At 66.3% G+C, this 22,462-nt stretch carries 21 protein-coding genes; 5 read left to right on the forward strand and 16 right to left on the reverse strand.

Annotated elements, in window-relative coordinates; translation table 11 throughout:
• Position 1 precedes the first annotated feature (1 nt).
• The 6 genes from LCM15_RS01550 to guaA all read right to left on the reverse strand — a co-directional run bounded on the left by LCM15_RS01550 (position 2) and on the right by guaA (position 6,165).
• Positions 2 to 955 carry a homoserine O-succinyltransferase gene (locus tag LCM15_RS01550; RefSeq protein ID WP_224852469.1) on the reverse strand — a complete coding sequence of 318 codons (954 nt, stop codon included), beginning with the start codon at positions 953 to 955 and terminating at the stop codon, positions 2 to 4.
• A gap of 81 nt (positions 956 to 1,036) precedes the next feature.
• Complete coding sequence (locus LCM15_RS01555) at positions 1,037 to 1,894, reverse strand: ATPase (RefSeq protein WP_224852470.1); 858 nt, start codon at positions 1,892 to 1,894, stop codon at positions 1,037 to 1,039.
• Positions 1,895 to 2,041: 147 nt separating this feature from the next.
• On the reverse strand, positions 2,042 to 3,196 hold the full coding sequence (locus LCM15_RS01560) for an OmpP1/FadL family transporter (protein ID WP_224852471.1): 1,155 nt from the start codon (positions 3,194 to 3,196) through the stop codon (positions 2,042 to 2,044).
• Positions 3,197 to 3,328: 132 nt separating this feature from the next.
• On the reverse strand, positions 3,329 to 4,183 hold the full coding sequence (locus LCM15_RS01565) for a DMT family transporter (protein WP_224852472.1): 855 nt from the start codon (positions 4,181 to 4,183) through the stop codon (positions 3,329 to 3,331).
• A complete protein-coding gene (locus tag LCM15_RS01570; protein ID WP_224852473.1) occupies positions 4,180 to 4,452 on the reverse strand; it encodes a putative quinol monooxygenase in 273 nt (90 codons plus the stop codon). Before LCM15_RS01570 ends, LCM15_RS01565 begins: the two co-directional genes overlap by 4 nt.
• A gap of 147 nt (positions 4,453 to 4,599) precedes the next feature.
• Positions 4,600 to 6,165: a glutamine-hydrolyzing GMP synthase gene (guaA, locus tag LCM15_RS01575; protein WP_224852474.1), complete on the reverse strand. Its 1,566-nt coding sequence runs from the start codon at positions 6,163 to 6,165 to the stop codon at positions 4,600 to 4,602.
• Between the two features lie 337 nt (positions 6,166 to 6,502).
• Between guaA and LCM15_RS01580 the strand changes: the two genes are divergently transcribed.
• Positions 6,503 to 8,032 carry a trimethylamine methyltransferase family protein gene (locus tag LCM15_RS01580; protein ID WP_224852475.1) on the forward strand — a complete coding sequence of 510 codons (1,530 nt, stop codon included), beginning with the start codon at positions 6,503 to 6,505 and terminating at the stop codon, positions 8,030 to 8,032.
• Here the strand turns inward: LCM15_RS01580 and LCM15_RS01585 are convergent.
• Complete coding sequence (locus tag LCM15_RS01585; RefSeq protein WP_224852476.1) at positions 8,025 to 8,321, reverse strand: DUF6477 family protein; 297 nt, start codon at positions 8,319 to 8,321, stop codon at positions 8,025 to 8,027. The two genes, LCM15_RS01580 and LCM15_RS01585, sit on opposite strands and share 8 nt — an antisense overlap.
• 223 nt (positions 8,322 to 8,544) lie before the next feature.
• On the opposite strand from LCM15_RS01585, the gene LCM15_RS01590 reads away from it, so the two are divergent.
• Entirely contained in the window at positions 8,545 to 9,663 is a 1,119-nt protein-coding gene (locus LCM15_RS01590) for a DUF6456 domain-containing protein (protein ID WP_224852477.1), read from the forward strand.
• A gap of 42 nt (positions 9,664 to 9,705) precedes the next feature.
• On the opposite strand, the gene eda is transcribed toward LCM15_RS01590, so the two are convergent.
• From eda to metF, 5 genes are all read right to left on the reverse strand, one after another.
• Positions 9,706 to 10,353, reverse strand: coding sequence for a bifunctional 4-hydroxy-2-oxoglutarate aldolase/2-dehydro-3-deoxy-phosphogluconate aldolase (gene eda, locus LCM15_RS01595; protein WP_224852478.1), 648 nt, complete (start codon positions 10,351 to 10,353; stop codon positions 9,706 to 9,708).
• An 84-nt stretch (positions 10,354 to 10,437) separates the two neighbouring features.
• Entirely contained in the window at positions 10,438 to 11,664 is a 1,227-nt protein-coding gene (locus LCM15_RS01600) for a glycosyl transferase (protein ID WP_224852479.1), read from the reverse strand.
• Positions 11,657 to 12,448: an HAD-IIB family hydrolase gene (locus tag LCM15_RS01605; RefSeq protein WP_224852480.1), complete on the reverse strand. Its 792-nt coding sequence runs from the start codon at positions 12,446 to 12,448 to the stop codon at positions 11,657 to 11,659. Before LCM15_RS01605 ends, LCM15_RS01600 begins: the two co-directional genes overlap by 8 nt.
• A 164-nt stretch (positions 12,449 to 12,612) precedes the next feature.
• Positions 12,613 to 13,125: a hypothetical protein gene (locus LCM15_RS01610; protein ID WP_224852481.1), complete on the reverse strand. Its 513-nt coding sequence runs from the start codon at positions 13,123 to 13,125 to the stop codon at positions 12,613 to 12,615.
• 148 nt (positions 13,126 to 13,273) lie between these two features.
• Entirely contained in the window at positions 13,274 to 14,140 is an 867-nt protein-coding gene (gene metF, locus LCM15_RS01615) for a methylenetetrahydrofolate reductase [NAD(P)H] (RefSeq protein WP_224852482.1), read from the reverse strand.
• 94 nt (positions 14,141 to 14,234) lie between these two features.
• On the opposite strand from metF, the gene LCM15_RS01620 reads away from it, so the two are divergent.
• Entirely contained in the window at positions 14,235 to 15,140 is a 906-nt protein-coding gene (locus LCM15_RS01620; RefSeq protein ID WP_224852483.1) for a LysR family transcriptional regulator, read from the forward strand.
• A gap of 61 nt (positions 15,141 to 15,201) precedes the next feature.
• Here LCM15_RS01620 and LCM15_RS01625 read toward each other — a convergent pair whose 3' ends face one another.
• Positions 15,202 to 15,408, reverse strand: coding sequence for a cold-shock protein (locus LCM15_RS01625; RefSeq protein WP_224852484.1), 207 nt, complete (start codon positions 15,406 to 15,408; stop codon positions 15,202 to 15,204).
• Positions 15,409 to 15,637: 229 nt separating this feature from the next.
• Here LCM15_RS01625 and LCM15_RS01630 point away from each other — a divergent pair, with 229 nt between their 5' ends.
• Positions 15,638 to 15,958, forward strand: a complete 321-nt coding sequence (locus tag LCM15_RS01630) for an ArsC/Spx/MgsR family protein (RefSeq protein WP_224852485.1) — start codon at positions 15,638 to 15,640, stop codon at positions 15,956 to 15,958.
• A 102-nt stretch (positions 15,959 to 16,060) separates the two neighbouring features.
• Here the strand turns inward: LCM15_RS01630 and thrS are convergent, their stop codons facing one another.
• Positions 16,061 to 18,010 (reverse strand): threonine--tRNA ligase, encoded by a 1,950-nt coding sequence (thrS, locus tag LCM15_RS01635; RefSeq protein WP_224852486.1) that lies wholly within the window; start codon positions 18,008 to 18,010, stop codon positions 16,061 to 16,063.
• A gap of 263 nt (positions 18,011 to 18,273) precedes the next feature.
• Here thrS and LCM15_RS01640 point away from each other — a divergent pair, with 263 nt between their 5' ends.
• Positions 18,274 to 18,606 (forward strand): hypothetical protein, encoded by a 333-nt coding sequence (locus LCM15_RS01640; protein ID WP_224852487.1) that lies wholly within the window; start codon positions 18,274 to 18,276, stop codon positions 18,604 to 18,606.
• Positions 18,607 to 18,613: 7 nt separating this feature from the next.
• Here the strand turns inward: LCM15_RS01640 and LCM15_RS01645 are convergent, their stop codons facing one another.
• Both LCM15_RS01645 and gyrA read right to left on the reverse strand, forming a co-directional pair.
• A complete protein-coding gene (locus LCM15_RS01645; protein ID WP_224852488.1) occupies positions 18,614 to 19,306 on the reverse strand; it encodes a M48 family metalloprotease in 693 nt (230 codons plus the stop codon).
• Positions 19,307 to 19,705: 399 nt separating this feature from the next.
• A complete protein-coding gene (gene gyrA, locus LCM15_RS01650) occupies positions 19,706 to 22,435 on the reverse strand; it encodes a DNA gyrase subunit A (protein ID WP_224852489.1) in 2,730 nt (909 codons plus the stop codon).
• Positions 22,436 to 22,462: the final 27 nt, after the last annotated feature.

A 22,462-nucleotide genomic window follows, 5' to 3' on the forward strand; every position in this document is an offset into this window, starting at 1 on the left:
CTCAGGGGCCCTTTCGAGTACGCCAGTCGGTGCTCTCGACGCCGATGCGGGCAAGATCGAAAGCGGTGGTCTGGTAGATTTCATTGATCCAGTTGCCGTAGAGCAGGTGGGCGTGGCTGCGCCAGCGGTTCAGCGGCATCTGGTCGGGATCGTCGTCGGGGTAATAGTTGGCCGGCACGTTGATCGGCTTTCCGCCCGCAACATCGCGGTCGTACTCTTCCTTCAGCGTGCCGCTGTCATACTCGAGGTGATTGAAGATATAGAGCGCCCGGTGGCCCGGATCCTCAACCAGCGCGGGGCCGGTGTCGGAGCTGTCGATCAACACCCGCAGGCCAGTCGCCTCGACCTCGTCGCGACGCATCTCGGTCCAGCGCGACACCGGCATTACCATGTCGTCGGAAAAGCCGCGCAGGTAGGGCGAGGCGGGCGCGAGGTTCTGGTGCCGCACGCAGCCAAAGGCCTTGGCCTCGAGGATGTGCTTGGGCACGCCGTGGAAATAGTTGATCATCGCCATGCCGCCCCAGCACACGCCGAAGGTGGAATGCACGTGGGTCTGGGTCCAGTCGAACACCCGCGTCAGCTCATCCCAGTAGGTGACCTCGGTGAAGGGCAGATGCTCGATCGGGGCACCGGTGATGATGAGCCCGTCGAACTTCTCGCCCGTGGCCTCGACCTCGGCGAAGGGGCGGTAGAAATTCTCCATGTGGTCGGCGGCGGTGTTGCGTGTCTGATGCTCGGACATCCGGATCAGCGACAGCTCGATCTGCAGCGGCGTCGCGCCGATCAGGCGGGCGAACTGGTTCTCGGTCTGGATCTTCTTCGGCATCAGGTTGAGCAGCGCGATGCGCAGGGGGCGAATGTCCTGACGTCCGGCGCTGTCCTCGTCCATGACCATGACGCCCTCGTTGGTGAGAACGTCATAGGCGGGCAGGTCGGAGGGCAGCTTGATGGGCATTGTGGTTCACTTCTTCTCGGGCTGGACAGGTAGGGCGGCGCGCTGGGTTTTCCAAGCGCCGCGGCGGAGGGGCGGGCGGCCTTAGACGGGCAGGGCGGCGGCGATGACCTGCGTGAAATCCGTCTCGTCGCGGACCGTGGCCATGTCGGCGGCCTCGACGGTGACGCCCCAGTTCTTCGCCATCGCCTCGTAGCGCGGCTGGCGGTGGGCCAGCGCGCGGGCATAGGTCCAGCGGATGAAGGCGTCGGGATCGACGGCGGCTTCGGAAAGCCCGGTCTCGTCGAGATAGGCGCGCCAGGCCGAGGCGAGGAATTCCGGCTGGTAGGCCATCGGCTTCGGCGCGCGGTCGAAGCGGCGGATCAGCTCTTCGGTGTGGGCCTCGGTGCCGCGGATCCAGACCATCAGCGCATTTCGCGAAAGCTCCGACAGGATGCGGTCCTTCGGGTTGTCGGGATCGACCCACTCGCAGATCGAGCCGCCGGTGTCGCAGACGAAATGCGGGTAGCCGTAAAGCTCTTCGGAGCGGTCGATGAAATAGCGCGTGTCGAGCAACGCCTGTTCCTCGGCGCGGCGGAACTGGTCCTGACGCAGCCGGTAGGTCTCGATCGGCAGGCCGCCCTTGGCGGTGTCGCCGGGCTTGCCGAGGTAGGCCGAGACCGGGGTCAGGTTGTCGAAGCTGAGATTGGTGCCGATATGGATCGAATCCGACATCAGCAGCTCGCGCAGGAACGGCACCTTCATCGCCTCGCGCTTGGCGTTGTCGGCGATGTACTCGCCCATGTAACGGGTGCCGATGCGGTAATCGATCGAGTAGTGGAACCAGCGCCCGGTCTGGCGCAGCATCGACGAGACATGCGTCTTGCCGAGGCCCGACATGGCGAACAGCACCACGCGCTTGTGCGGCGCGGTGCGCCAGTCGTTCGCGGTCGGGTAATACATGGGCGGGCATCCTTCGAGTCGTTCCAAGTACAGGTACTGAGGCCCGCGCATGGCGTCAAATGGCGCGGCTTCAGGGGCCAGAATGCAGACCGCCCGGGTGCCTCTCGGCACCCGGGCGGGCCAACATGCTACTCGATGGCGGTGCCGTCAGAAGCGGTAGGCGACCTTGAGGCCGACGCCCCAGGAGTCGTTGTCCTCGAAATCGGCGCGGGCCACGTCGGGCGTGCCGGTCTCGGGCTTCGCGTCGCCAAGCCAGAAGTAGCTCACACCGCCGGAGACGGTGACGGCTTCGTTGACGTTGTAGGAGCCGGCGAGGCGCAGCTGGGTGTAGCCGGTGGTCGGCGCCAGCGGCGAGACGAGATCATCGCCCGGCGCTTCGTAGGTCGCGCTGATGGCGGCGGAGAACTTGTCGTTGAAGCGGCGGCCGACGCCCAGCGTGTAGGCGGTGCTGTCCTCGAGATCGATCAGGCCGTTGCCGGTGACGAGGTCGAGGTTGTCGGGATCGACGCGGAACTGCGAGTGCTTCACGTAGCGGACGCCCCCGAAGAGCAGCGTGTCCTCGGCGATGCCGGTCTGGAACTCGAGGTTCCAGCTTTCCGGGGTCTTCACCTCGGTCTCGCTGTCGCCGTCGAGCAGCGGCAGGGCCGGGATCGGGCCGGGGCCATCGGGATCGACCAGCGGGCCGGACTCCTTGGTGTCCATGTCGTGGGTGATCGACGAGTTGTAGGTCAGCGCCACGCGCAGCGCGATCTCGGGCACCTCGTAGGCCGCGCCGAGCACGTAGCCAAGGCCGTTGGTCTTGTCGAGATTGACCTCGTAGCCGCTCACCGCGCCATAGGCCGCGCCCTGCAGGTGGATGTCGCCCTCCGCCTGCTGGAAGCGCAAGCCGCCGAACGCGCTCCAGTTGTCGTCGAACTGGTACTTGGCCAGCGCGGTCAGGGTGTTGGTGTTGGCTTCGGCAGTGGTGCCGCCGAGGGGAATGTTGCCGCTCTCATAGGCGATGTCGGCGCCGAAGGGGCGGTCGTAGATCAGTGCCAGCGCCAGCCGGTCGTTGACATCGTACTTGACGCTGAAGGACGGCAGCCAGAAGCCGTCGGCCACGTCGTCGATACTCTGCGCCGGAAAGGGCGGCGAGATGTTCTTGCCCGTCAGCGACGGGTTGGCATAGCCGAGCGAGAATTCCAGCACGTTGCCGGTCTCGTACAGGATCATCGCCGATTGCTGCGTCCGCTCGATGCCGCCCGCGTGCAGCGCCGTCGCAGACAGCGCCAGCGCCGATGCACCGGTGAGTATAATCTTCATGAGTTCCCTCTCCCTAAGGTGTTCTCCTCCACCTCCAAACGCTAACGACGGGGCGGTTGCACGGTCAATCAATGACCGTGCGTAACTTTACGTGCCGCGTCGTAACGTCACTTTGGAGAGACAGTCGGGGAGTCAGCGCGTTTCCCGCAAGATATTGAAATAGTTTGCACCGAAGATGATCGCAGCGCCAAGGAAAACAAACGGATCCAGCGCCTCGGCATAGAGCAGCATCCCCACAACCGCGACCAGTGGCAGGCGAGCGAAATCGATCGGCATCACAACCGGAGCGGGTGCGAGGCGCAGCGCCGTGGTGAGACAGAAATGCGCCACGAGGCCGGCGACGGCGATCAGCGCCACCCACGGCCATGTGGCGGCGGCGGGCAGGGCGATGTCGCCATCGATCCCGGCGCATATCAGTCCGAAGACCGCCTGCATCACGGTCAGCCAGAACAGGATGCAGCCGGTGGAGGCGGTGCGGGTGAGCCTGCGGGTGAACACCGCCGAGCCGGCAAAGCCGATCCCGGCGAGCAGCGCCGCGACCAGCCCGGGGCTGAGGGTCTCGGGCGTCGGGCGGGCGACCACGAGAATGCCGATGAAGCCGATGCCGGCGGCGATGGCGCGGGTGGTCGTGATGCGCTCGCCCAGCACAAGCGGGGACAGCAGGATGACCCAGAGCGGCGAGGTGAACTCGAGCGCGAAGACCTGTGCCAGCGGGATCGTGGCGACGGCAAAGAACCAGCAGTTCTGACCAGCGAAATGGCTGATGTTGCGCGCCACGTGCAGGCCGAAGCGGTCGCGGTTGACCTGCGAGAGCTTGCCCGTGGCGATGAGCACCGAGGTGACGATGATGGCGCCGATGATCGAGCGGTAGAGCATGATCTCGAACGTATCGAGATCTAGGCTGACGGCCCGACCCGCCACCGCCATCGAGGTGAAGGAGACAACCGCACCGGTCATCCACAGAACGGCCTGAAGGGTCTGGCTCATGCTTGGGTCACCTCGTAATCGCGCGGGCAGTCCGCGGTGACGCGCGCCCAGTCCCTTGCCAGCGTGCGGCGCTGATGCGCCTCGAAGGCGGCACGGTCGGTGAAGCGCTCGGCCACCGAGAACACGCCCGGCGCGGTCTCGGAGACCTCGAAGGCGAGGCAGCCGGGCTCGGCGCGGGTGAGGCGGATGTGCTCGGGCAGCGCGGCGCGGATGGCATCGGCGCGTTCCGGCGGGCAGGTCATGGTGCCGGTCAGGCGGATCTCGGGCATGGGGTCTCCTCGGCCGGGGGCGGCCTCCTCGACCCCCCGCGGACCGCGCGACCTTGGCGCGCGCCCGGAAAAGACACAAGCCCCGCATCGGGCGATGCGGGGCCTGCAAAGACCATTCGTGTGCAATCGGTCACGCGCAGTGCGCGATCACTCCAGTTCGATCGTACCCGGCGGCTTCGAGGTGCAATCGTAGAACACCCGGTTGATGCCCTTCACCTCGTTGATGATGCGGGTCGAGGTCTCGCCGAGGAACTCGTGGCTGAACGGGTAGTAATCCGCCGTCATGCCGTCCACGCTCGTCACGGCGCGCAGCGCCAGGGCGTAATCGTAGGTCCGCCCGTCGCCCATCACGCCCACGGTGCGCATCGGCAGGATGGCCGCGAAGGCCTGCCAGATCTCGTCGTAGAGCCCGTGCTTGCGGATCTGGTCGATATAGACCGCATCCGCCTTGCGCAGGATCTCGAGCTTGTCGCGGGTGATCTCGCCGGGGCAGCGGATCGCAAGGCCCGGCCCGGGGAACGGGTGGCGACCGATGAAGCTTGCCGGCAGCCCAAGTTCGTGCCCGAGCGCGCGGACCTCGTCCTTGAACAGCTCGCGCAGCGGCTCGACCAGCTTAAGGCCCATCTTCTCGGGCAGGCCGCCGACGTTGTGGTGCGACTTGATGGTGACCGAGGGACCGCCGGAGAAGCTCACGCTTTCGATCACGTCGGGATAGAGGGTGCCCTGAGCGAGGAACTCGGCGCCTTCGATCTGGTCGGCGTATTTCTGGAACACGTCGATGAACAGCTTGCCGATCGTCTTGCGCTTGGTCTCGGGGTCCGAGACGCCCTCGAGCGCGCCGAGGAAGAGATCGGACTCGTCGGCGTGGATGAGGTTGAGGTTGTAGTTGTCGCGGAACATCGACACCACTTGCTCGGCCTCGTTGAGGCGCAGCAGCCCGTGGTCGACGAAAACGCAGGTCAGCTGGTCGCCGATCGCCTCGTGCAGCAGGATGCCGGTGACCGAGCTGTCGACGCCGCCCGACAGCGCGCAGATCACCTGCTTGTCGCCGACCTGTTCGCGGATCTTGGCGATCATCTCTTCGCGGTAGGCGGTCATCGTCCAGTCGCCGGTGAAGCCCGCGATCTTGACGAAGTTCTCGTAAAGCGTGGCGCCGTTCGGGGTGTGATGCACCTCCGGGTGGAACTGCACCGCGTAGAAGCGCCGCTCGAGATCGGCGATCATCGCGAAGGGCGCGCCGGGCGAGGTGCCGTAGACGTCGAAGCCCGGGGCGATCTCGGCGACGTGGTCGCCGTGGCTCATCCAGACCTGCTCGCGCCCGGTGGCGTCGAGGAACCAGCCGTTGAAGAACTCGGTGCTGTGCTCGGTCGGCGTCACGTAGGCGCGGCCGAACTCGGCGGTGTGGCTCTCGCCCGCCTCGATGCGACCGCCGAGGTCCTGCATCATCACCTGCTGGCCGTAGCAGATCCCGAGAATCGGCACGCCAAGCTCGTAGACCGCCTTGGGCGGGCGCGGCGAGCCTTCGCGGGTGACGCTGTCCGGGCCGCCGGAGAAGATGATCGCCTTCGGGGCGAACTCCTTCAGGAAGGCGTCGGAGACGTTCTGATAGGGATGGATTTCGCAATAGACGTTCAGCTCGCGCAGACGGCGCGCGATCAGCTGCGTCACCTGCGAGCCGAAATCGATGATGAGGAGGCGGTCATGCTGGGTCATGGCCACGCTTTAGAAGCGCTTGGCGCATTGCGCAAGAGGCCAAGGGCTCAGGCGCGGACCGGATCTAGCAGCGCCACGCCGCCCAGCCAGACGACACAGAGCACCGATAGGGTGATGGTCGGGGCGAAGGCCGCCACTGCGACCCAACGGGCCGGGGGGGCATTGAGAGGAGAGGCGGGTTGCCCCACGGTTCCGGTGGAGGCGCGTTTGTACCGGTGATATGTCGCATTCATTCCCCATCCGCCGCTAACACGCATCCGACGCGCCGGGCTGGGGGATAAGAAAAAGAGAACCTTGGGCGCAGGAACGCGCCGGGAACGACGCGGGGACAACGAACATGGCCGAGGCGACGACGCGCAGGCGAAGCAGAGACGGCGAGGCGGGGCGCGGCTCGGCGGTGGTCGAGACGGCGCGCTATATCGAGCGCAACATTCCCGATCTCGAGATCCTCGACGAGGAGGCGCTGCAGATCATCGAGCACAACGCCGAGACCGTGCTGGAAGAGATCGGCGTCAATTTCGTCAACAACCCCGGCGCGCTCGAGCGCTGGCGTGAGGCCGGCGCCGAGATCGAGGGCGAGCGGGTGCGCATACCGCGTGGTCTGGCGCGTCAGCTCTGCGCCACCGCGCCGAGGCAGTTCACGCAGGTCGCCCGCAACCCGTCGCGGAATGTCGAAATCGGCGGGCGCAATCTCGTGCTGGCGCCGGTCTATGGCCCGCCCTTCGTGCACGACGCCGAGCGCGGGCGGCGCTATGCCACGATCGGGGATTTCCGCAATTTCGTGAAACTCGGACAGATGTCGCGCTGGCTGCACCATTCCGGCGGCACCGTCTGCGAGCCCACCGACCTGCCGGTGAACAAGCGCCATCTCGACATGCTGCACGCGCACATGACGCTGTCGGACAAGCCCTTCATGGGGGCGGTCACCGAAGCCAGCCGGGCGCAGGACAGCGTCGACATGTGCGGCGTGCTCTTCGGCGAGCGGTTCGTGCAGGACAACACGGTTCTGACGTCGCTGATCAATATCAGCTCGCCGCTGACTTTCGACGACACGATGATGGGCGCGCTCGAGGTCTATGCCGCCAACAATCAGGCCTGCATCATCTCGCCCTTCATCGTCTGCGGGGCGATGGCGCCGGTCTCGGTGGCGGGCACGCTGACGCAGGTGCTGGCCGAGGCGATGGCGGGCGTGGCCTATGCGCAGCTCGTACAGCCCGGCGCGCCGGCAATCTTCGGGGCGTTCGTGACCTCGATCGACATGACCTCGGGCGCGCCCACCTTCGGCACCCCCGAGGCGGCGCAGATCACCTACGGAGCGGGGCAGCTGGCGCGCCGGCTGGGGCTGCCGTTCCGCTCCGCCGGGTCGTTCTGCGGCTCCAAGCTGCCCGATGCGCAGGCCGCCTACGAGAGTGCGAACGCGCTCAACAACGGGCTGCTGGCGGGGGTGAACTTCATGCTGCACGCCTGCGGCTGGCTCGAGGGCGGGCTGGTGGCCTCTTACGAGAAATTCGTCATGGATGCCGACCAGCTTGGCGCGCTGCACAAGATGGCCGCAGGCGTCGCGGTAGACGAGAGTGCGCAGGCGATGGACGCGTTGCGCGATGTCGGACCGGGCGGGCATTTCCTCGACTGCGACCACACGCGGGCGCAGTCCGGCACCGCGTTCTGGCGCTCTGAGCTGTTCGACCACCAGCCGTTCGAGAGCTGGATCGAGGAAGGCGGGCGCGACACGCTGGCGCTGGCCTCCGAGCGGGTGCGCAGCCTGCTGGCAGCCTACGAGCCGCCCGCCATGGATCCCGCCACCGCCGAGGCGCTCGACGCGTTCGTGGCGGAGAGAAAGGCGCGGATGCCCGACAGCTTCATGTAGGCCGAGCGTCGGCCAGCGCCATCTGGCGCGCCTCGCCGATCACCGCTGCCAGGGTCTCGACATGGCGCGCGACGGAATAGGCCCCGTCGCGCGCCTGTCTGCGCTCTTCCATCAGGCCTTCGATCTCGAGCAGCTCCAAGAGCGCCGCGCCGCGATGTTTCGGCGGCGCGCCTCGAAGGATGCGCGCCAGATGCGGGTCGCGGCGATAGTCCTCGGCGGCGATGCGCGCGGCGCGGATCAGCAGGCGCGGACGGTGGAGGCTGTGCAGGAGGCTGGTGAGATCGTGCATCGGTCTGTCCTTCGGCATGGTGACGCCCAACCATGCCACGTGAAATCCCGGTGTTGCGGTTCAACCAGAACGGAAGAACGCTCAATTAAGAGTTGTTTATGAATTGTGGATAATTTTCGATGTCCGGGGAAATCATTAACGTTCAGGACATTTGAGCGCGCTGATTTTGTGGTCGGTCTGGGGAGTAACCTGTGGATAAACTTAGAGACCGAGGGGACTTACCATGAATTTTTACTGTGGAGACAAAGCTGAAGCACCGACCTTTCCCGCGTGGGTGCCAGAGGAGGCGCGGCACTATCTCGCCCATACGGTAGCCGGCGAGGCCATCCGCAAGCTGGCGCGGGATGCGGGCTGTCATGCCTCGACCGTGCTGCGCCAGGTGCGCCGCATGGAGACGCTTCGGGACGACCCGCTGGTGGATGGTGCGCTGCGCCGTCTCGGCGCGATGCGGCCTCAGGCGATGGCAGTTCCCCCCACCAAGGAGTTCGGAGCGATGAACGAGATGACCGGCCACGAGACGGCCCCGGACGAGGTCAAGCTGGCGCGCGAGGCGCGCCGGGTGCTGCGCAGGCTTTGCGAGAGCGGCGCGGTGCTCGCGGTGGCCGCCGAAATGGACAAGGGCGTCGTGGTGCGCGACAGCGGTGAGGGCGGCTCGACCCGCACCGCGGTGGTCGATGCGCCGATCGCGCAGGCGATGGCGCTGAAGGGCTGGATCGCCTGCGATGCGCCCGGTCGGATCTCGCGCTATCGCATCACCTCGGCGGGACGCGCGGCGCTGGGGCGGCTGCTGGCCGAACAGGAGACCAAGCTGCGGGGCTTTGCCGAGTCGCAGGCCGGGTTCGACAGCGGCCGTGCCGCCGAGGAGGCGATGCAGGCCGAGGAAGACGATCCCAAGACCCGCCGCCGCAACCTCATGCACGAGGTGCCTCTGGCGCTGCTGGCGCGGCGCCGAGACAAGGATGGCGCGCCGTTCCTCTCGGATGAGCTGGTGCGCGCCGGAGAGCGCCTGCGGGAGGACTTCGAGCTGGCCCAGATGGGACCGCGGGTGACGCAGAACTTGGACCAGTTCCTGACCGCCGGCGTCGATCGGGGCGTCTCGGGGGGCGGGCAGAGCGGGCCGGATGCGGCGCGCGCCCGGCTGACCGCGGCGCTGCGCGAGCTGGGGCCGGGCCTCGGCGACGTGGCGCTGCAATGCTGCTGCTATCTCGAGGGGCTGGAGCTGACCGAGAAGCGCATGGGCTGGTCGGCACGGTCGGGCAAGATCGTTCTGCGCATCGCGCTGCAGCGGCTGCACCGGTATTACGACGATCTCAATGCCAGGGGCGGCGGCATGATCGGCTGAAAGGTTGGGGGGCCGTGCGACGGCCCCCCTCCCGGGCACGGCTCAGTTGCGCGGCAGTGCTGCGGCCTCGGCGGCCAGAGCGGTGATGCCCTCCCAGTCGCCCGAGAGCATCTTGTCCTTGGGCGCGACCCAGCTCCCGCCACAGCACAGCACGTTGGACAGTCCGAGATAGTCGGCGATGTTGCCTATGCTGATGCCGCCCGTCGGGCAGAACCGGACCTGCGGAAGCGGCGCGCCGATGGCCTTCAGCGCCTTGGCCCCGCCCGCGGCCTCGGCCGGGAAGAACTTCTGCACCGTGTAGCCGCGCTCGAGCAGGGCCATCGCCTCCGAGGCGCTGGCGGCGCCCGGCAACAGCGGCAGGTTGGCCTCTTCGCAGGCGTCGAGCAGCTTGTCGGTGGCGCCCGGCGAGACGCCGAACCTCGCGCCCGCATCGACCGCCTTCTGCACGTCGTCCGCGGTCAGCAGCGTGCCCGCACCGACCACGCCGCCCTCGACCTTTGCCATCTCGGCGATGGCTTCCAGTGCGCAGGGGGTGCGCAGCGTCACCTCCAGCACCGGCAGACCGCCCTTGACCAGCGCCTGCGCCAGCGGCGCGGCATGGGCGACATCGTCGATGACGAGCACCGGAATGACCGGGGCGAGGCGGCAGAGCTTTTCGGATTCGAGGCTGGCGGCGGCGGGGGTGATCATGGTCGGATCTCCTGGTTCCAAGGGCGTTGGCCCCGCGTTAGCATGTTTCCCCGGCGGGGTGTAGAGCGCTAACATCACCGTCCGTCAGGCGCCGCCGAATTCCTCCTGGTCCGCCGCCACCGCCGCCCGGAAGTCGCTGAGCAGCGTCGGGTCGGCGGAATGCACGCGGTTCCACGTCGGGATGAAGGGCGTTTCCTGCGGGTTCTCGATGAACAGCTGGCCGGCGCGGGTGATGTTCTCGCCAAACAGCTCGATGCTCTGTTCCTCGGCGTGGCGGTCGATGCTGAGGCCGTTCATCTTGGCGTCGGCCCAGTAGGCCTCGAGCAGGTCGAGCGCGGAGCGGTAGTAGGTGGCCTTGAGGGTGCGGAACACGTGCGGCGTGAACACCGTGCCGTCGGCGGCGAGCTTGCGGTAGATCGCCTTGCAGATGTCGGTCGACATGCGCGACAGCCCCTGCGAGGCGTCTTCGGGCGACAGCTCCTGGTGCTTGTGGTCGTACTGGTCGGCGATCTCGACCTGGCAGACCTGGCGCGGCCCGAGGTTGCGCCATGCTTCCGACAGCACCCCGATCTCGAGCCCCCAGTCCGAGGGGATGCGCAGGTCCGGCAACAGCCCGGTGCGCAGGGCCATCTCGCCCGAAAGCGGGTAGCGGAAGGCGCGCAGGTAGTCGATGTAATCACGGTCGCCGATGGTGCGCTTGAGCGCGATGAGCAGCGGCGAGACCAGCAGCCGCGTCACCCGGCCATTGAGCTTTCCCTGGCCCACACGCGGGTAGAAGCCCTTGGAAAGCTGGTAGGGAAAGGTCGGGTTGGCCACCGGATAGACCAGCCGGTCGAGCATCTCTCGCTTGTAGGTGACGATGTCGCAATCGTGGATCGCCATCACCGAGCTGTCGGCGCAGGAGATCAGGTAGCCCATGCAGCCCCAGACGTTCTTACCCTTGCCCGGCTCCTGCGGGGCGAGCCCCAGCGCCTCGAGCCGGCCCATGATCTGCGACATGCGCGGGCTGTCGTTCCAGATCACCGTGGTCTGCTGCGGCAGCACGGAGAAGAACTCCCGCGCGTGGCGGTACTGCGCCTCGTCGGCGCGGTCGAGACCGATGATGATGCGGTGCAGGTAGGTGACCTGCTTCAGCTCCTGCAGGATGTTGGGCAGCGCATCGCCTTCCAGCTCGGAGAACAGAGAGGGCAGGATCAGCGAGATCCTGCGGCTTTGCGCGAAGGTCTCGAGCTCGTAGATCAACTCCTCGGTCGGGCGCGAGCGCAGGTTGTGGAACTGGGCGATGTTGCCGTTCTGCTGGAAGTCAGCCATGTCGGTCTGCTCTCTTGCTGTATCCGAGCCTGTCGAGAAGCCGAAGAACGCAGGCGTTCCAGCCTGCGGGTCCGGGGGCTTCGCTGCGGAGGATGGTGCCTGTGGTTTCACCGGGGAGGGCGGGAATGCCCGGGCCGTGATCGTTGCGGACGATGACGCCGTAATCGGCGGTCTCGAGCATTTCGCGATCGTTCGGCGCATCGCCGAGCGCGACGGCGGTGTCGCATCCGAGATCAGCCATGATGCCGGCCATCTGCTGCGCCTTGGTGCCGCCATAGGAGAGCGTCAAAAAGCGCCCGCCGTGCCGCGCCGCGATGCCCTTTGCTTCGAGCGCCGCGAGGAACGCGGCCAGCCCGTCCTCGTCGCCGCTCCAGACTCCGGGCTCGGTGAAATTGCGCAGCCGCGCCAGACGCGCGCCTTCGGGCGGAAGACCGGTGATCTCCGCGACCTCCGCATCGGTCATGTCGCCGAAGCCGCGGTAGCAGGTGCGCACCGCGGCTGGCAGCTGGTCGAGCGCCCCGCGCAGCCGCTCGTAGGGGCTGCGGTCGTGCATGTCGGCGCCGGGGATCACCCGTTGCGCGCCGTTTTCGACGATGATCGGCCAGTCGCCAAGGCCAAGAGCCTGATGCAGTGGCGCAATCTCGGCGCCGGTCTTGGAGCTTGCGAGGATCAGGGGGATCTCCTGCGCCCGCAACGCCTGCAGCGCGGGCAGGGCGGCGCTGTAGCTGTAATCGCCGTGGTCCAGCAGCGTGCCGTCCAGATCCGTGAAAACGATAAGCCGCACTTGCCGCTCCATCCCTCGCCGTTTCACCGGAGCGTAACCGGATTGCGGCGCGAGTGGGAACAGGGGGTGCGGCTTTGATTGATGAAGTTTGTGTAAGAGACGGATTTACCGCCTCTTTTCAGAGCGTTCCCGGCCGGTCGTCGGCGGGACACAGCCGATCGGCATCACGCCCGGCGATGGCGCCCGAGCAGAGGTAGCGTGCGCGACGGGTGCCGCGCGACGCTGTCGCCTCCCTCGCTCTGCCGGCGGTCCGGCCAGAAGCAGAGCAGCAGGCCGATGCACCAGCTGATGGCAAACAGCATGAACGGGATCGAGGCGGAGAGGATGGCGAATTCGCGTGTGAGATGCCCGGACAGACCAAGCGCCATGACCAGCCCCATACTCGGCACGACAAAGAGCAGCGGCAGCAGCGCGTTTCCAAGCAGAACCGCGGGCAGGTCGCGCATCGCAGACGGTCGGGAAAAACGCTCCGCAGCCCAGTCGGGCATCAGCTTCGGCCAAGTGAGGACCGCGGCGGCGGCGAGGGCGATGAGGGAAATGACGATCGGGACAATGACATGCCGCCCGGCCTCCAGCTGCCAGGGCACGCTGGCAAGAAAGCCCAGCGTTGTCAGACCGGCATAAACGCCGGCGGTCCGGTGGGCGAGACGATAAAAGTTCGAGCAAAAAACGCGCATTTGGAAACACACTCCATTGAGATGAGGAGCGGTCTAATGCTTCAAATTGGCACGATTAGGGCAGGCTTTCGGCAAGACGGCGAAGTCTTGCCGACGACAATTGGCCCTCCGCTGCCACGCCCGGACCTGGAAGTTCGGGCGGCGCGGTTCAGGCCACGCGCTCGAGCTTGGAGTCGGGCGTCACGCCGAGGGCGAAGCAGACATCGCGGGTCAGCTCGGGGCGGTTGAGCGTGTAGAAATGCAGCTTGTCGACCCCGCCTTCGATCAGCTCCGAACACAGCTCGGTGCAGATCGATGTCGCGAGCAGGTCCTGCCGCCCGTCGCGCCCGGCCTTCTCGAACGCCTCGATCACCCAGGTGGGGATCTTGGTGCCGCAGGACTCGGCAAAGCGGCGCGCGCCCTTCCAGTTCTCGATCGGCAGGATGCCGGGCACGATCGGCTTGTCGATGCCGGCCTTCTCGCAGGCATCGCGGAAGCGGAAGAAGGTTTCGGCCTCGAAGAAGAATTGCGTCAGCGCTTCCGAGGCGCCGGCATCGAGCTTGCGCTTGAGCCACTCCACGTCGGCCTGGCCGGAGCCGGCTTCGGGATGGATGTCGGGATAGGCGCCGACGCGGATGTTGAAATCGCCCGCCTCGCGAAGCGCCTCGATCAACTCGACCGAGCTGGAAAAGCCGTCTTCGTGCGGCGTGAAGCCGGTGGCGCCCTTCGGCGGGTCGCCCCGCAGGGCCACGATATCGCTCACACCGGCGGCATGGAACTGCTCGGCGATGGCGAGGGTCTCGGACTTGGTGGCGTCGACGCAGGTCAGGTGTGCGGCGACCTTCAGCCCGGAATGCTTGTGCAACGTCGCGACCACGTCACGGGTCAACTCACGCGTGGTGCCGCCGGCGCCATAGGTCACCGAGACGAAGCGGGGGTCCAGCGGTGCCAGCGATTGCACCGTGTCCCACAGGCGGAAGGTCGCCTCGATATTGCGCGGCGGAAAGAACTCGAATGAGATGTCGGGGCGTTGCATTGCCGGGATCCTCTTTTGTTGCGAGGCTTGTCGCACATACCGCAATGTGAGACAAACTCATAAATCTCAAGAACAACATGAGTGAAACGATAGGATGCACATCGAGTTCCGTCATCTTCGCACGATCAAGGCGGTGCACGAGGCGGGCAGCGTGGCGCGCGCGGCCGACCAGCTCAACATCACCCAATCGGCCCTGAGCCACCAGATCAAGGGCCTCGAAGAGCAGGCCGGGATCGAGCTGTTCGTGCGGCGCTCAAAGCCCATGCGGCTGTCGGCGGCGGGGACGCGGCTGTTGCGGCTGGCCGAGCAGGTTCTGCCGCAGGTCGAGGCCGCGCAGGCCGAGTTCGCGGCGCTGAGGGCAGGGCGCTCGGGCCGTCTCCACATCGCCATCGAATGCCACGCCTGCTTCGAGTGGCTGTTCCCGGTGCTCGAGGCGTTCCGGAAGAGCTGGCCCGACGTCGATGTCGACATCCGACCGGGCCTCGCCTTCGACGCGCTTCCGGCGTTGCAGAAGGAAGATGTAGACGTCGTGATCTCGTCCGATCCAGAGGCGCTGAGCGATATCACCTTCACGCCGCTGTTCGATTACAGCCCGGTCTTCGTCGCCGCGGCCTCGCATCCTCTGGCCCAGAAGCCCGTCATCGAAGCGGCGGATTTTCGCGGTGAGACGCTGATCACCTACCCGGTGGAGCGCACGCGGCTCGATATCTTCTCGCAGCTTCTGACCCCGGCCAAGGTCGAACCCGCCGCGATTCGTCAGGTTGAACTGACCGCGGTGATTCTGCTTCTGGTGGCATCGAACCGCGGCGTCTCGGTGCTGCCCGACTGGGTCGTGCGCGAGGTGAAATACAACTCGGATTACGTGACGCGCCAGATCACCGAGAAAGGGCTGACCCGGACGCTCTATGCCGCGACGCGCAGTGGCGACCTCGAAAAGCCGTACATGGCCGACCTGATCCAACTGGCCGGGCAGGAAGCACACAAGCTTCAGACGCAGTAGCCCTGCGGCTCGGAATTGAGCCCGGCCCAATCGAGGGCCAAGGCAGTATTATCTTGGGAAATCAGAGGGGTTTCAGGTCCGATGCCATCATGCGACCGTCACGACCTTCCTTGAGATCGTAACTCACCCTTTGGTTGTCGGCGAGCCCGGTGAGGCCGGACCGCTCGACAGCAGAAATATGAACAAAAACGTCTTTCCCGCCCTCTTCCGGCGCAATGAAGCCGTAGCCTTTGGTCGTGTTGAACCATTTCACGGTGCCACTCGGCATGTTCCCGTGCTCCTTCCAGTCGTCCGATGTTGTTGCCCGGCCTGGCCCGGGCGCCCCGTCACATTCGCCTTTCAGGAAGAAAGAGAGCTTATATTGCTGCACTTTCGGCGCTGATCATCGAAGGTCACGAAGCAAAGCGTTGCACAGGTTCGGCAAAAATCAAGAGAAAGACTTCGCTCCCGAAGCGATCGGCGATAATTTGTCGCCGCAAGACGAAGGAGAAGGCGAGATGCGGGTCTACGGGCTGAAAAATTGCGACACCTGCCGGAAGGCGATGAAGGCTCTGCCAGAGGCCGAGCTGATCGACGTGCGCGTCGACGGGGTGCCCGGCGAGGTGCTGGCCGAAGCGCAGGCGCGCTTTGGCGACAAGCTGGTCAACACGCGCTCGACCACATGGCGCGGGCTGTCGGAAGAGGCGCGCGCAACACCGCCGCTCGAGCTGTTGGCGGCGCACCCGGCGCTGATGAAGCGGCCACTGATCGTCGACGGCGACGCGATGTATCTCGGCTGGGACAAGGCCACGCAGGGCGCGCTCGGCGTCAGCGCCTAAGAACAAGCCGGCGCGCGGGACGCGGTGTCACACAAACAAAACGGCCCCCGCGAAGATCGCGGGGGCCGTGACGTCTGATATAAACTGTTCCGGGCGAACCGATCAGCCGCGCAGATCCGGCGGCGTCGCCTCGAGCCCGAGCTCCTGCGTGATTTCGTCCAGCGTCGCAACCTTGGTCTGCTTTTCGCCGAGGCGCCGCACGGTGACGGTGCGCTCTTCGACCTCACGGTGGCCGACGGCGAGGATCACCGGCACCTTGCCGACCGAGTGCTCGCGGACCTTGTAGTTGATCTTTTCGTTGCGAATGTCGGCCTCGGCGCGCACGCCCGCGGCTTTCAGCTCGGCGACGACCTCGTGCACGTAGTCATCCGCCTCCGAGGTGATCGACGCCACCACGACCTGCCGCGGCGCGAGCCAGAACGGCAGCTTGCCGGCGTGCTCCTCGATCAGGATGCCGATGAAGCGCTCGAACGAGCCGAGCACGGCGCGGTGCAGCATGACCGGACGGTGCTTTTCGCCATCCTGACCGATATAGCTGGCATCGAGCCGCTCCGGCAGGTTGGGGTCGACCTGCAGCGTGCCGCATTGCCATTCCCGCCCGATCGCGTCGGTCAGAGTGAACTCGAGCTTCGGGCCGTAGAAGGCGCCTTCGCCCTCCTGCAACTCGAAGCCGTAGCCGGCGGCCTTGCAGGCGTCTCCCAGCGCCGCCTCGACGCGGTCCCAGCTCTCTTCCGAGCCGATGCGCTTTTCGGGGCGGGTGGAGAGCTTGATGCTCCAGTTCTCGAAGCCGAGATCGGCGTAGATGCCGGCGAGGAACTCGATGAACTTCTTGGTTTCCGCCTCGATCTGGTCGTCGGTGCAGAAGATGTGCGCGTCGTCCTGCGTGAAGCCGCGCACCCGCATGATGCCGTGCAGCGCGCCCGAGGGTTCGTAGCGGTTGCACGAGCCAAACTCGGCCATGCGCAGCGGCAGGTCGCGATACGACTTGAGCCCGTGGTTGAAGATCTGCACGTGACAGGGGCAATTCATCGGCTTGAGAGCGTTGATGCTCTTCTCGCGGGCATGGTCTTCGTCGACCTCGACGATGAACATGTTCTCCTGGTAGTTGTCCCAGTGCCCCGAGGCTTCCCAGAGCTTGCGGTCGACCACCTGCGGCGTGTTCACCTCGACATAGCCGTCGCGGTGCTGCTGGCGGCGCATGTAGTCCTGCAGCGAGGTGTAGATCGACCAGCCGTTCGGGTGCCAGAAGATCTGGCCCGGCGCTTCGGGTTGCAGATGGAAAAGGTCCATCTCGCGGCCGAGCTTGCGGTGATCGCGCTTGGCGGCTTCCTCCAAGAAATTGAGGTAGCCCTGCAGGTCCTTGCGGTTGCGGAAGGCCACGCCCTGAACGCGCTGGAGCATCGGGCGGTTCACGTCGCCGAACCAGTAGGCGCCCGAGACGCCCATCAGCTTGAACGAATCCGCCGGAAGCTGGCCGGTGTGCTGCAGGTGGGGGCCGCGGCACAGATCCTGCCAGTCGCCATGCCAGTACATGCGGATCGGCGCGCCCTCGGGAATGCGATCGATCAGCTCGACCTTGTAGGGCTCGCCGTTCTCTTCATAGAACGCGCGCGCGCGGTCGCGCTCCCAAATCTCGGTGGTCACCGGCTCGCGGGCGTTGATGATGTCCTTCATCTTGGCCTCGATCTGACCAAGATCCTCGGGCGTGAAAGGCTCGGCGCGGTCGAAATCGTAGAACCAGCCATGCTCGGTGACCGGGCCGATGGTGACCTTGGTGTCGGGCCAGATCTCCTGCACGGCGCGCGCCATCACGTGGGCGAGGTCGTGGCGGATCAGCTCGAGCGCCGGGGCCTCGTCCTGCAGCGTGTTGATGGCGATCTGCGCGTCCTGCTCGATCGGCCACTGGAGATCCCAGTGCTGGCCGTCGACCGTGGCCGAGATGGCCTTCTTCGAGAGCGATTTCGAGATCGACTCGGCGACCGCAGCCGGGGTCACACCCTGCTCGTAATCGCGCTTGTTGCCATCGGGAAAGGTGAGAGAGATCTGGGCCATAGCGGCTCTCCTCGTCGGTTTGGCGCCCACGGAACGCCCGGTTGCGGGTTATGTTGCGCGGGTCTTGTGGCCGGGTGAGAAGGGGGTGTCAAGAACACTTGGCCGCGGCTTTGGCGTGACGCCGGGCGTATGGGGCGCGGGCACCTCACCGTGGATGGCGTCTTGCGGCGGCCCGGGGCATACGTCTTTGTGATCACCGAGCGGCGTGGTATCGCGGCGCGCCGGTGTTAACCTCACCCGGTATCACGACCATGGAGGACGCTATGACCGCTAAGATCCTGACCCCGTGCCTCGCGCTTGTCTGCTGCCTCGCAACGGCGGCGGCGGCTGGCGTCCCGCGGTCTTCCGCCGCGACAGCGCTCTCCGGAGAAACGGCCTCCGCACCGCCGACGGGCGAGGCGCCGTTGCAGCTTGCCCTGACCTTCGGAGACCCGGTTCCGCTGACGCAGGGCGAGAAAGCCTCGATCCGCTTTCTGATGCCCGATGTCGATCCCGAAGCGTTCCCACCCGAGACATGGGGCGCAGTCCGAGGCGTGCTGCTGAGCAACGATTTCGATTCCGAGAAGCGGCTGCAGCTGAAGGCGCTGCTCCCTTAAAGGGCGGTCAGCGCCGGCCAACCGCCTCCCAGCGGGCTTCGAGCTTTTCCAGCGCCGCGATGCGCTCTTCGGTCTTGGGGTGCGACATGAGCCAGGCGGGCACGGTGCCGCGGGCGTTGGTCAGCGCCTCGAGCTTGGTGAAGAGCGTCTTCTGAGGCGCCACGCCGATGCCTGACTTGTGCAGAAGGGCCGCGGCGTAGGCGTCGGCCTCGTACTCGTCCCCGCGCGACAGCCGCGCCGCCAGAAGCTTCATCGCCGCGGTGGCGAGGTAGGGGCCGACGCCGGGCAGGAACCGCCCCAGCACCATCGCCATGGCAGTGCGGATCGCGTTCTGGCCGGAGAAGTCGATCATCCGCCGCCGCGAATGCCCCAGTGCCACGTGGCCCAGCTCGTGGGCGATCACCGAGGCCATTTCCTCGGCCGAGACCTCTCCCGCCCGGTAGCGGTTGTAGAAGCCGCGGGTGATGAAGATGCGCCCGTCCGGCGCCGCGAGGCCGTTGACCGGCTCGATCTCGTAGATGTTGACGCGGATCCGTGACAGCTCGAGCGCCGCCGCCATGCGATCGGTCAGCGCCTTCAGCCGGGGATCCGCCAGCTCGGTGGACTTGGCGTCGAGCTCCTTGGTGGTGCGCCAGACCGACACGCGGTACATGGCGAGCGCGTAGAGAATGGCGAGAAGGATCGGGGTGAACTTCAGCATGTGCCGAATATGGGGCCGCGCCGCGCCCCCTCCAAGAGCAAATGTCGCAGCCACTTCGCGCACCGCGACGCCAGCTGCCCCCGAACTTCTCCAGGTACCAAAAACCAGAAAAGCCCGCCCGCCACCGATCGGCCCCGCCGGGACCTCGCGCCGGTCAACTCACAAAGCCGCGCCAGCCGCCCCGCGCCACGTCCTGAGCTTCTCTACGTCCCAAATACTCGAAAAATTTGCCCGCCACTTATCGGCCCCGCCGGGACCTCGCGCCTGTCATAGCACAAAGCCGCGCCAGCCGTCCCGCGCCACGTCCTGAGCTTCTCTACGTTCCAAATACTCAAAAAAGAAACCTCCCGGCCAGGAACCCCGGCCGGGAGGTCAGAAACCATGGCGATGCGGGACCGCTCAGCCTTCGCCGGCCTCGCTCTCACCGTCGCCCTCGTCCTCGTCGCCCTGATCGGCGATCCAGGCCACCGAGACCACGGTCTCGCCCTCGCGGGTGTTGAACACCTTCACGCCGCCGGCGCTGCGCGAGCGGAACGAGATGCCCTCGACCGGCACGCGGATCGACTGCCCGGTGGAGGTGGCGAGCATGATCTGGTCTTCCATCTCGACCGGGAACGAAGCGACGATCTCGCCGCCGCGCATGGATTTCTCCCACGCGGTGACGCCCATGCCACCGCGACCGCGGATCGGGTAGTCGTGGCTCGACGACAGCTTGCCCAGACCCTTCGCGGTGATCGTCAGCAGCAGGTTCTCCGCCGCCGACATCTCGGCATAGCGCTCGGCCGAGAGCAGGCTGTCGGCATTGCCCTCGTCGTCGTCGCTGGCCGCCTCGGCATCGTCCGCAAGTCCCGCCATGGCGCGGCGCATCTTGAGATAGGAGGCACGCTCGTCCGACTCGGCCTCGAAGTGCCGTATCACCGACATCGACACGACCTCGTCGCCATTGGAGAGCTTCACGCCGCGCACGCCGGTTGAGTTGCGCGAGTTGAACACCCGCACGTCCGGCACCGGGAAGCGGATGGCGCGGCCGGAATTGGTGACCAGCATCACGTCGTCGTCTTCCGAGCAGATCCGGGCGTTGATCAGGCGGGTCGCCTCGTCGTCGCCCTCGAACTTCATCGCGATCTTGCCGTTGCGCATGACGTTGGTGAAGTCCGACAGCCGGTTGCGGCGCACCGAGCCCTTGGAGGTGGCGAAGACGATCTGAAGGTCGTCCCAGTCCTCTTCGGGGCGGTCAACCGGCATGATCGCCGCCACCGACACGCCCTGCGGGATCGGCAGGATGTTGACGATGGCCTTGCCCTTCGAGGTGCGTCCGCCCTGCGGCAGGCGCCAGCACTTGAGCTTGTAGACCATGCCAGCGGTGGTGAAGAACAGCAACTGGGTGTGGGTGTTGGCCACGAAGAGCTGGGTGACGACGTCGTCTTCCTTCAGCCCGCCGCCCGACAGGCCCTTGCCGCCGCGCTTCTGCGAGCGGTAGTCGGCCAGCGGGGTGCGCTTGATGTAGCCCGACTGCGTCACGGTGACGACCATGTCCGAGCGCTCGATCAGGTCCTCGTCGTCCATGTCGCCGGCCCAGTCGACGATCTCGGTGCGGCGCGGCACCGCGAACTGGTCGCGCACGGCGGTCATCTCGTTCGAGATGATCTCCATGATGCGCTCGCGCGAGCCGAGGATCTCGAGGTATTCCTTGATCTTGCCGGCGAGCTCCTCGAGCTCGTCGGTGACTTCCTTGACGCCCAGCTGGGTGAGACGCTGCAGGCGCAGCTCGAGGATGGCCCGGGCCTGCGTCTCCGACAGGTTGTAGGTGCCGTCCTCGTTCATCTTGTGGGTCGGGTCGTCGATCAGCTGGATATAGGGCGCGATCTCATGCGCCGGCCAGCGCCGGGTCATCAGCTTCTCGCGCGCCTCGGAAGCGTCGACCGAGGCGCGGATGGTGGCGACCACCTCGTCGACATTGGCCACCGCCACGGCGAGGCCGCACAGGATGTGGCTGCGCTCGCGGGCCTTGCGCAGCAGGTAGGCGGTGCGCCGCGCCACCACGTCCTCGCGGAAATCGAGGAAGGCGGTGAGGAAGGTGCGCAGGGTGAGCTGCTCGGGCTTGCCGCCGTTCAGCGCTAGCATGTTGCAGCCGAAGCTGACCTGCATCGGCGTGAAGCGGTAAAGCTGGTTGAGCACCACCTCGGCGGTGGCGTCGCGCTTGAGCTCGACCACCACGCGCACGCCCGAGCGGTCGGATTCGTCCTGCACGTGGGCGATGCCCTCGATTTTCTTGTCGCGCACCGATTCCGCGATGCGCTCGATCATCGTCGCCTTGTTCACTTGGTAGGGGATCTCGTCGATGACGATGGCGTAGCGGTCGCGCTTGATCTCCTCGATGCGGGTCTTGGCGCGAATGATCACCGAGCCGCGCCCCTCGAGATAGGCCTTGCGCGCGCCGGAACGGCCGAGAATGACGCCGCCAGTGGGGAAATCCGGCGCCGGGATGTACTCGATCAGCTGCTCGGAGCTGAGATCGGGGTTCTCGATCAGCGCCAGCGTCGCGTCGATCACCTCGCCGAGGTTGTGCGGCGGGATGCGCGTGGCCATGCCGACCGCGATGCCCTCGGCGCCGTTGACCAGCACGTTGGGGTAGCGCGCGGGCAGCACCACCGGCTCGTTGCGCTCGTTGGCGTAGTTCGGGACGAAGTCGACCGTGTCCTTGTCGATATCCTCGAGCAGCGCCTCGGCGGTGCGCTCGAGCCGCGACTCGGTGTACCGGTAGGCGGCGGGCGGATCGCCATCCATGGAGCCGAAGTTGCCCTGACCGTCGATCAGCGGCAGCGACATGGAGAAATCCTGCGCCATCCGCACCAGCGCGTCATAGACCGCCGAGTCGCCGTGCGGGTGGTAGCGGCCCATCACGTCGCCCACGGCGGTGGCGCATTTGCGGTAAGGTTTGGACTTGGTCTGCCCGTTCTCCCACAGGGTGTAGAGGATGCGTCGGTGCACGGGCTTCAGCCCGTCGCGCAGATCCGGGATCGCGCGGCTCACGATCACGCTCATGGCGTAATCGAGGTAGCTCGACTTCATCTCGTCGATGATGGAGATCGCGGGGCCACTATAGGAAGGGCGCTCGGGTCCGCTCATTTCCTCATCGTTTTCAGGGGGTTCCGG

This window comes from Salipiger bermudensis (assembly GCF_020171625.1).
GTDB lineage: Bacteria > Pseudomonadota > Alphaproteobacteria > Rhodobacterales > Rhodobacteraceae > Salipiger > Salipiger bermudensis_B.

Bases quoted from the DNA above. Each gene is read 5' to 3' on its own strand.
- LCM15_RS01550 (WP_224852469.1), bottom strand. From the start codon at position 955: ATGCCCATCAAGCTGCCCTCCGACCTGCCCGCCTATGACGTTCTCACC.
- LCM15_RS01555 (WP_224852470.1), bottom strand. From the start codon at position 1,894: ATGTATTACCCGACCGCGAACGACTGGCGCACCGCGCCGCACAAGCGC.
- LCM15_RS01560 (WP_224852471.1), bottom strand. From the start codon at position 3,196: ATGAAGATTATACTCACCGGTGCATCGGCGCTGGCGCTGTCTGCGACG.
- LCM15_RS01565 (WP_224852472.1), bottom strand. From the start codon at position 4,183: ATGAGCCAGACCCTTCAGGCCGTTCTGTGGATGACCGGTGCGGTTGTC.
- LCM15_RS01570 (WP_224852473.1), bottom strand. From the start codon at position 4,452: ATGCCCGAGATCCGCCTGACCGGCACCATGACCTGCCCGCCGGAACGC.
- guaA (WP_224852474.1), bottom strand. From the start codon at position 6,165: ATGACCCAGCATGACCGCCTCCTCATCATCGATTTCGGCTCGCAGGTG.
- LCM15_RS01580 (WP_224852475.1), top strand. From the start codon at position 6,503: ATGGCCGAGGCGACGACGCGCAGGCGAAGCAGAGACGGCGAGGCGGGG.
- LCM15_RS01585 (WP_224852476.1), bottom strand. From the start codon at position 8,321: ATGCACGATCTCACCAGCCTCCTGCACAGCCTCCACCGTCCGCGCCTG.
- LCM15_RS01590 (WP_224852477.1), top strand. From the start codon at position 8,545: ATGAATTTTTACTGTGGAGACAAAGCTGAAGCACCGACCTTTCCCGCG.
- eda (WP_224852478.1), bottom strand. From the start codon at position 10,353: ATGATCACCCCCGCCGCCGCCAGCCTCGAATCCGAAAAGCTCTGCCGC.
- LCM15_RS01600 (WP_224852479.1), bottom strand. From the start codon at position 11,664: ATGGCTGACTTCCAGCAGAACGGCAACATCGCCCAGTTCCACAACCTG.
- LCM15_RS01610 (WP_224852481.1), bottom strand. From the start codon at position 13,125: ATGCGCGTTTTTTGCTCGAACTTTTATCGTCTCGCCCACCGGACCGCC.
- metF (WP_224852482.1), bottom strand. From the start codon at position 14,140: ATGCAACGCCCCGACATCTCATTCGAGTTCTTTCCGCCGCGCAATATC.
- LCM15_RS01620 (WP_224852483.1), top strand. From the start codon at position 14,235: ATGCACATCGAGTTCCGTCATCTTCGCACGATCAAGGCGGTGCACGAG.
- LCM15_RS01625 (WP_224852484.1), bottom strand. From the start codon at position 15,408: ATGCCGAGTGGCACCGTGAAATGGTTCAACACGACCAAAGGCTACGGC.
- LCM15_RS01630 (WP_224852485.1), top strand. From the start codon at position 15,638: ATGCGGGTCTACGGGCTGAAAAATTGCGACACCTGCCGGAAGGCGATG.
- thrS (WP_224852486.1), bottom strand. From the start codon at position 18,010: ATGGCCCAGATCTCTCTCACCTTTCCCGATGGCAACAAGCGCGATTAC.
- LCM15_RS01640 (WP_224852487.1), top strand. From the start codon at position 18,274: ATGACCGCTAAGATCCTGACCCCGTGCCTCGCGCTTGTCTGCTGCCTC.
- LCM15_RS01645 (WP_224852488.1), bottom strand. From the start codon at position 19,306: ATGCTGAAGTTCACCCCGATCCTTCTCGCCATTCTCTACGCGCTCGCC.
- gyrA (WP_224852489.1), bottom strand. From the start codon at position 22,435: ATGAGCGGACCCGAGCGCCCTTCCTATAGTGGCCCCGCGATCTCCATC.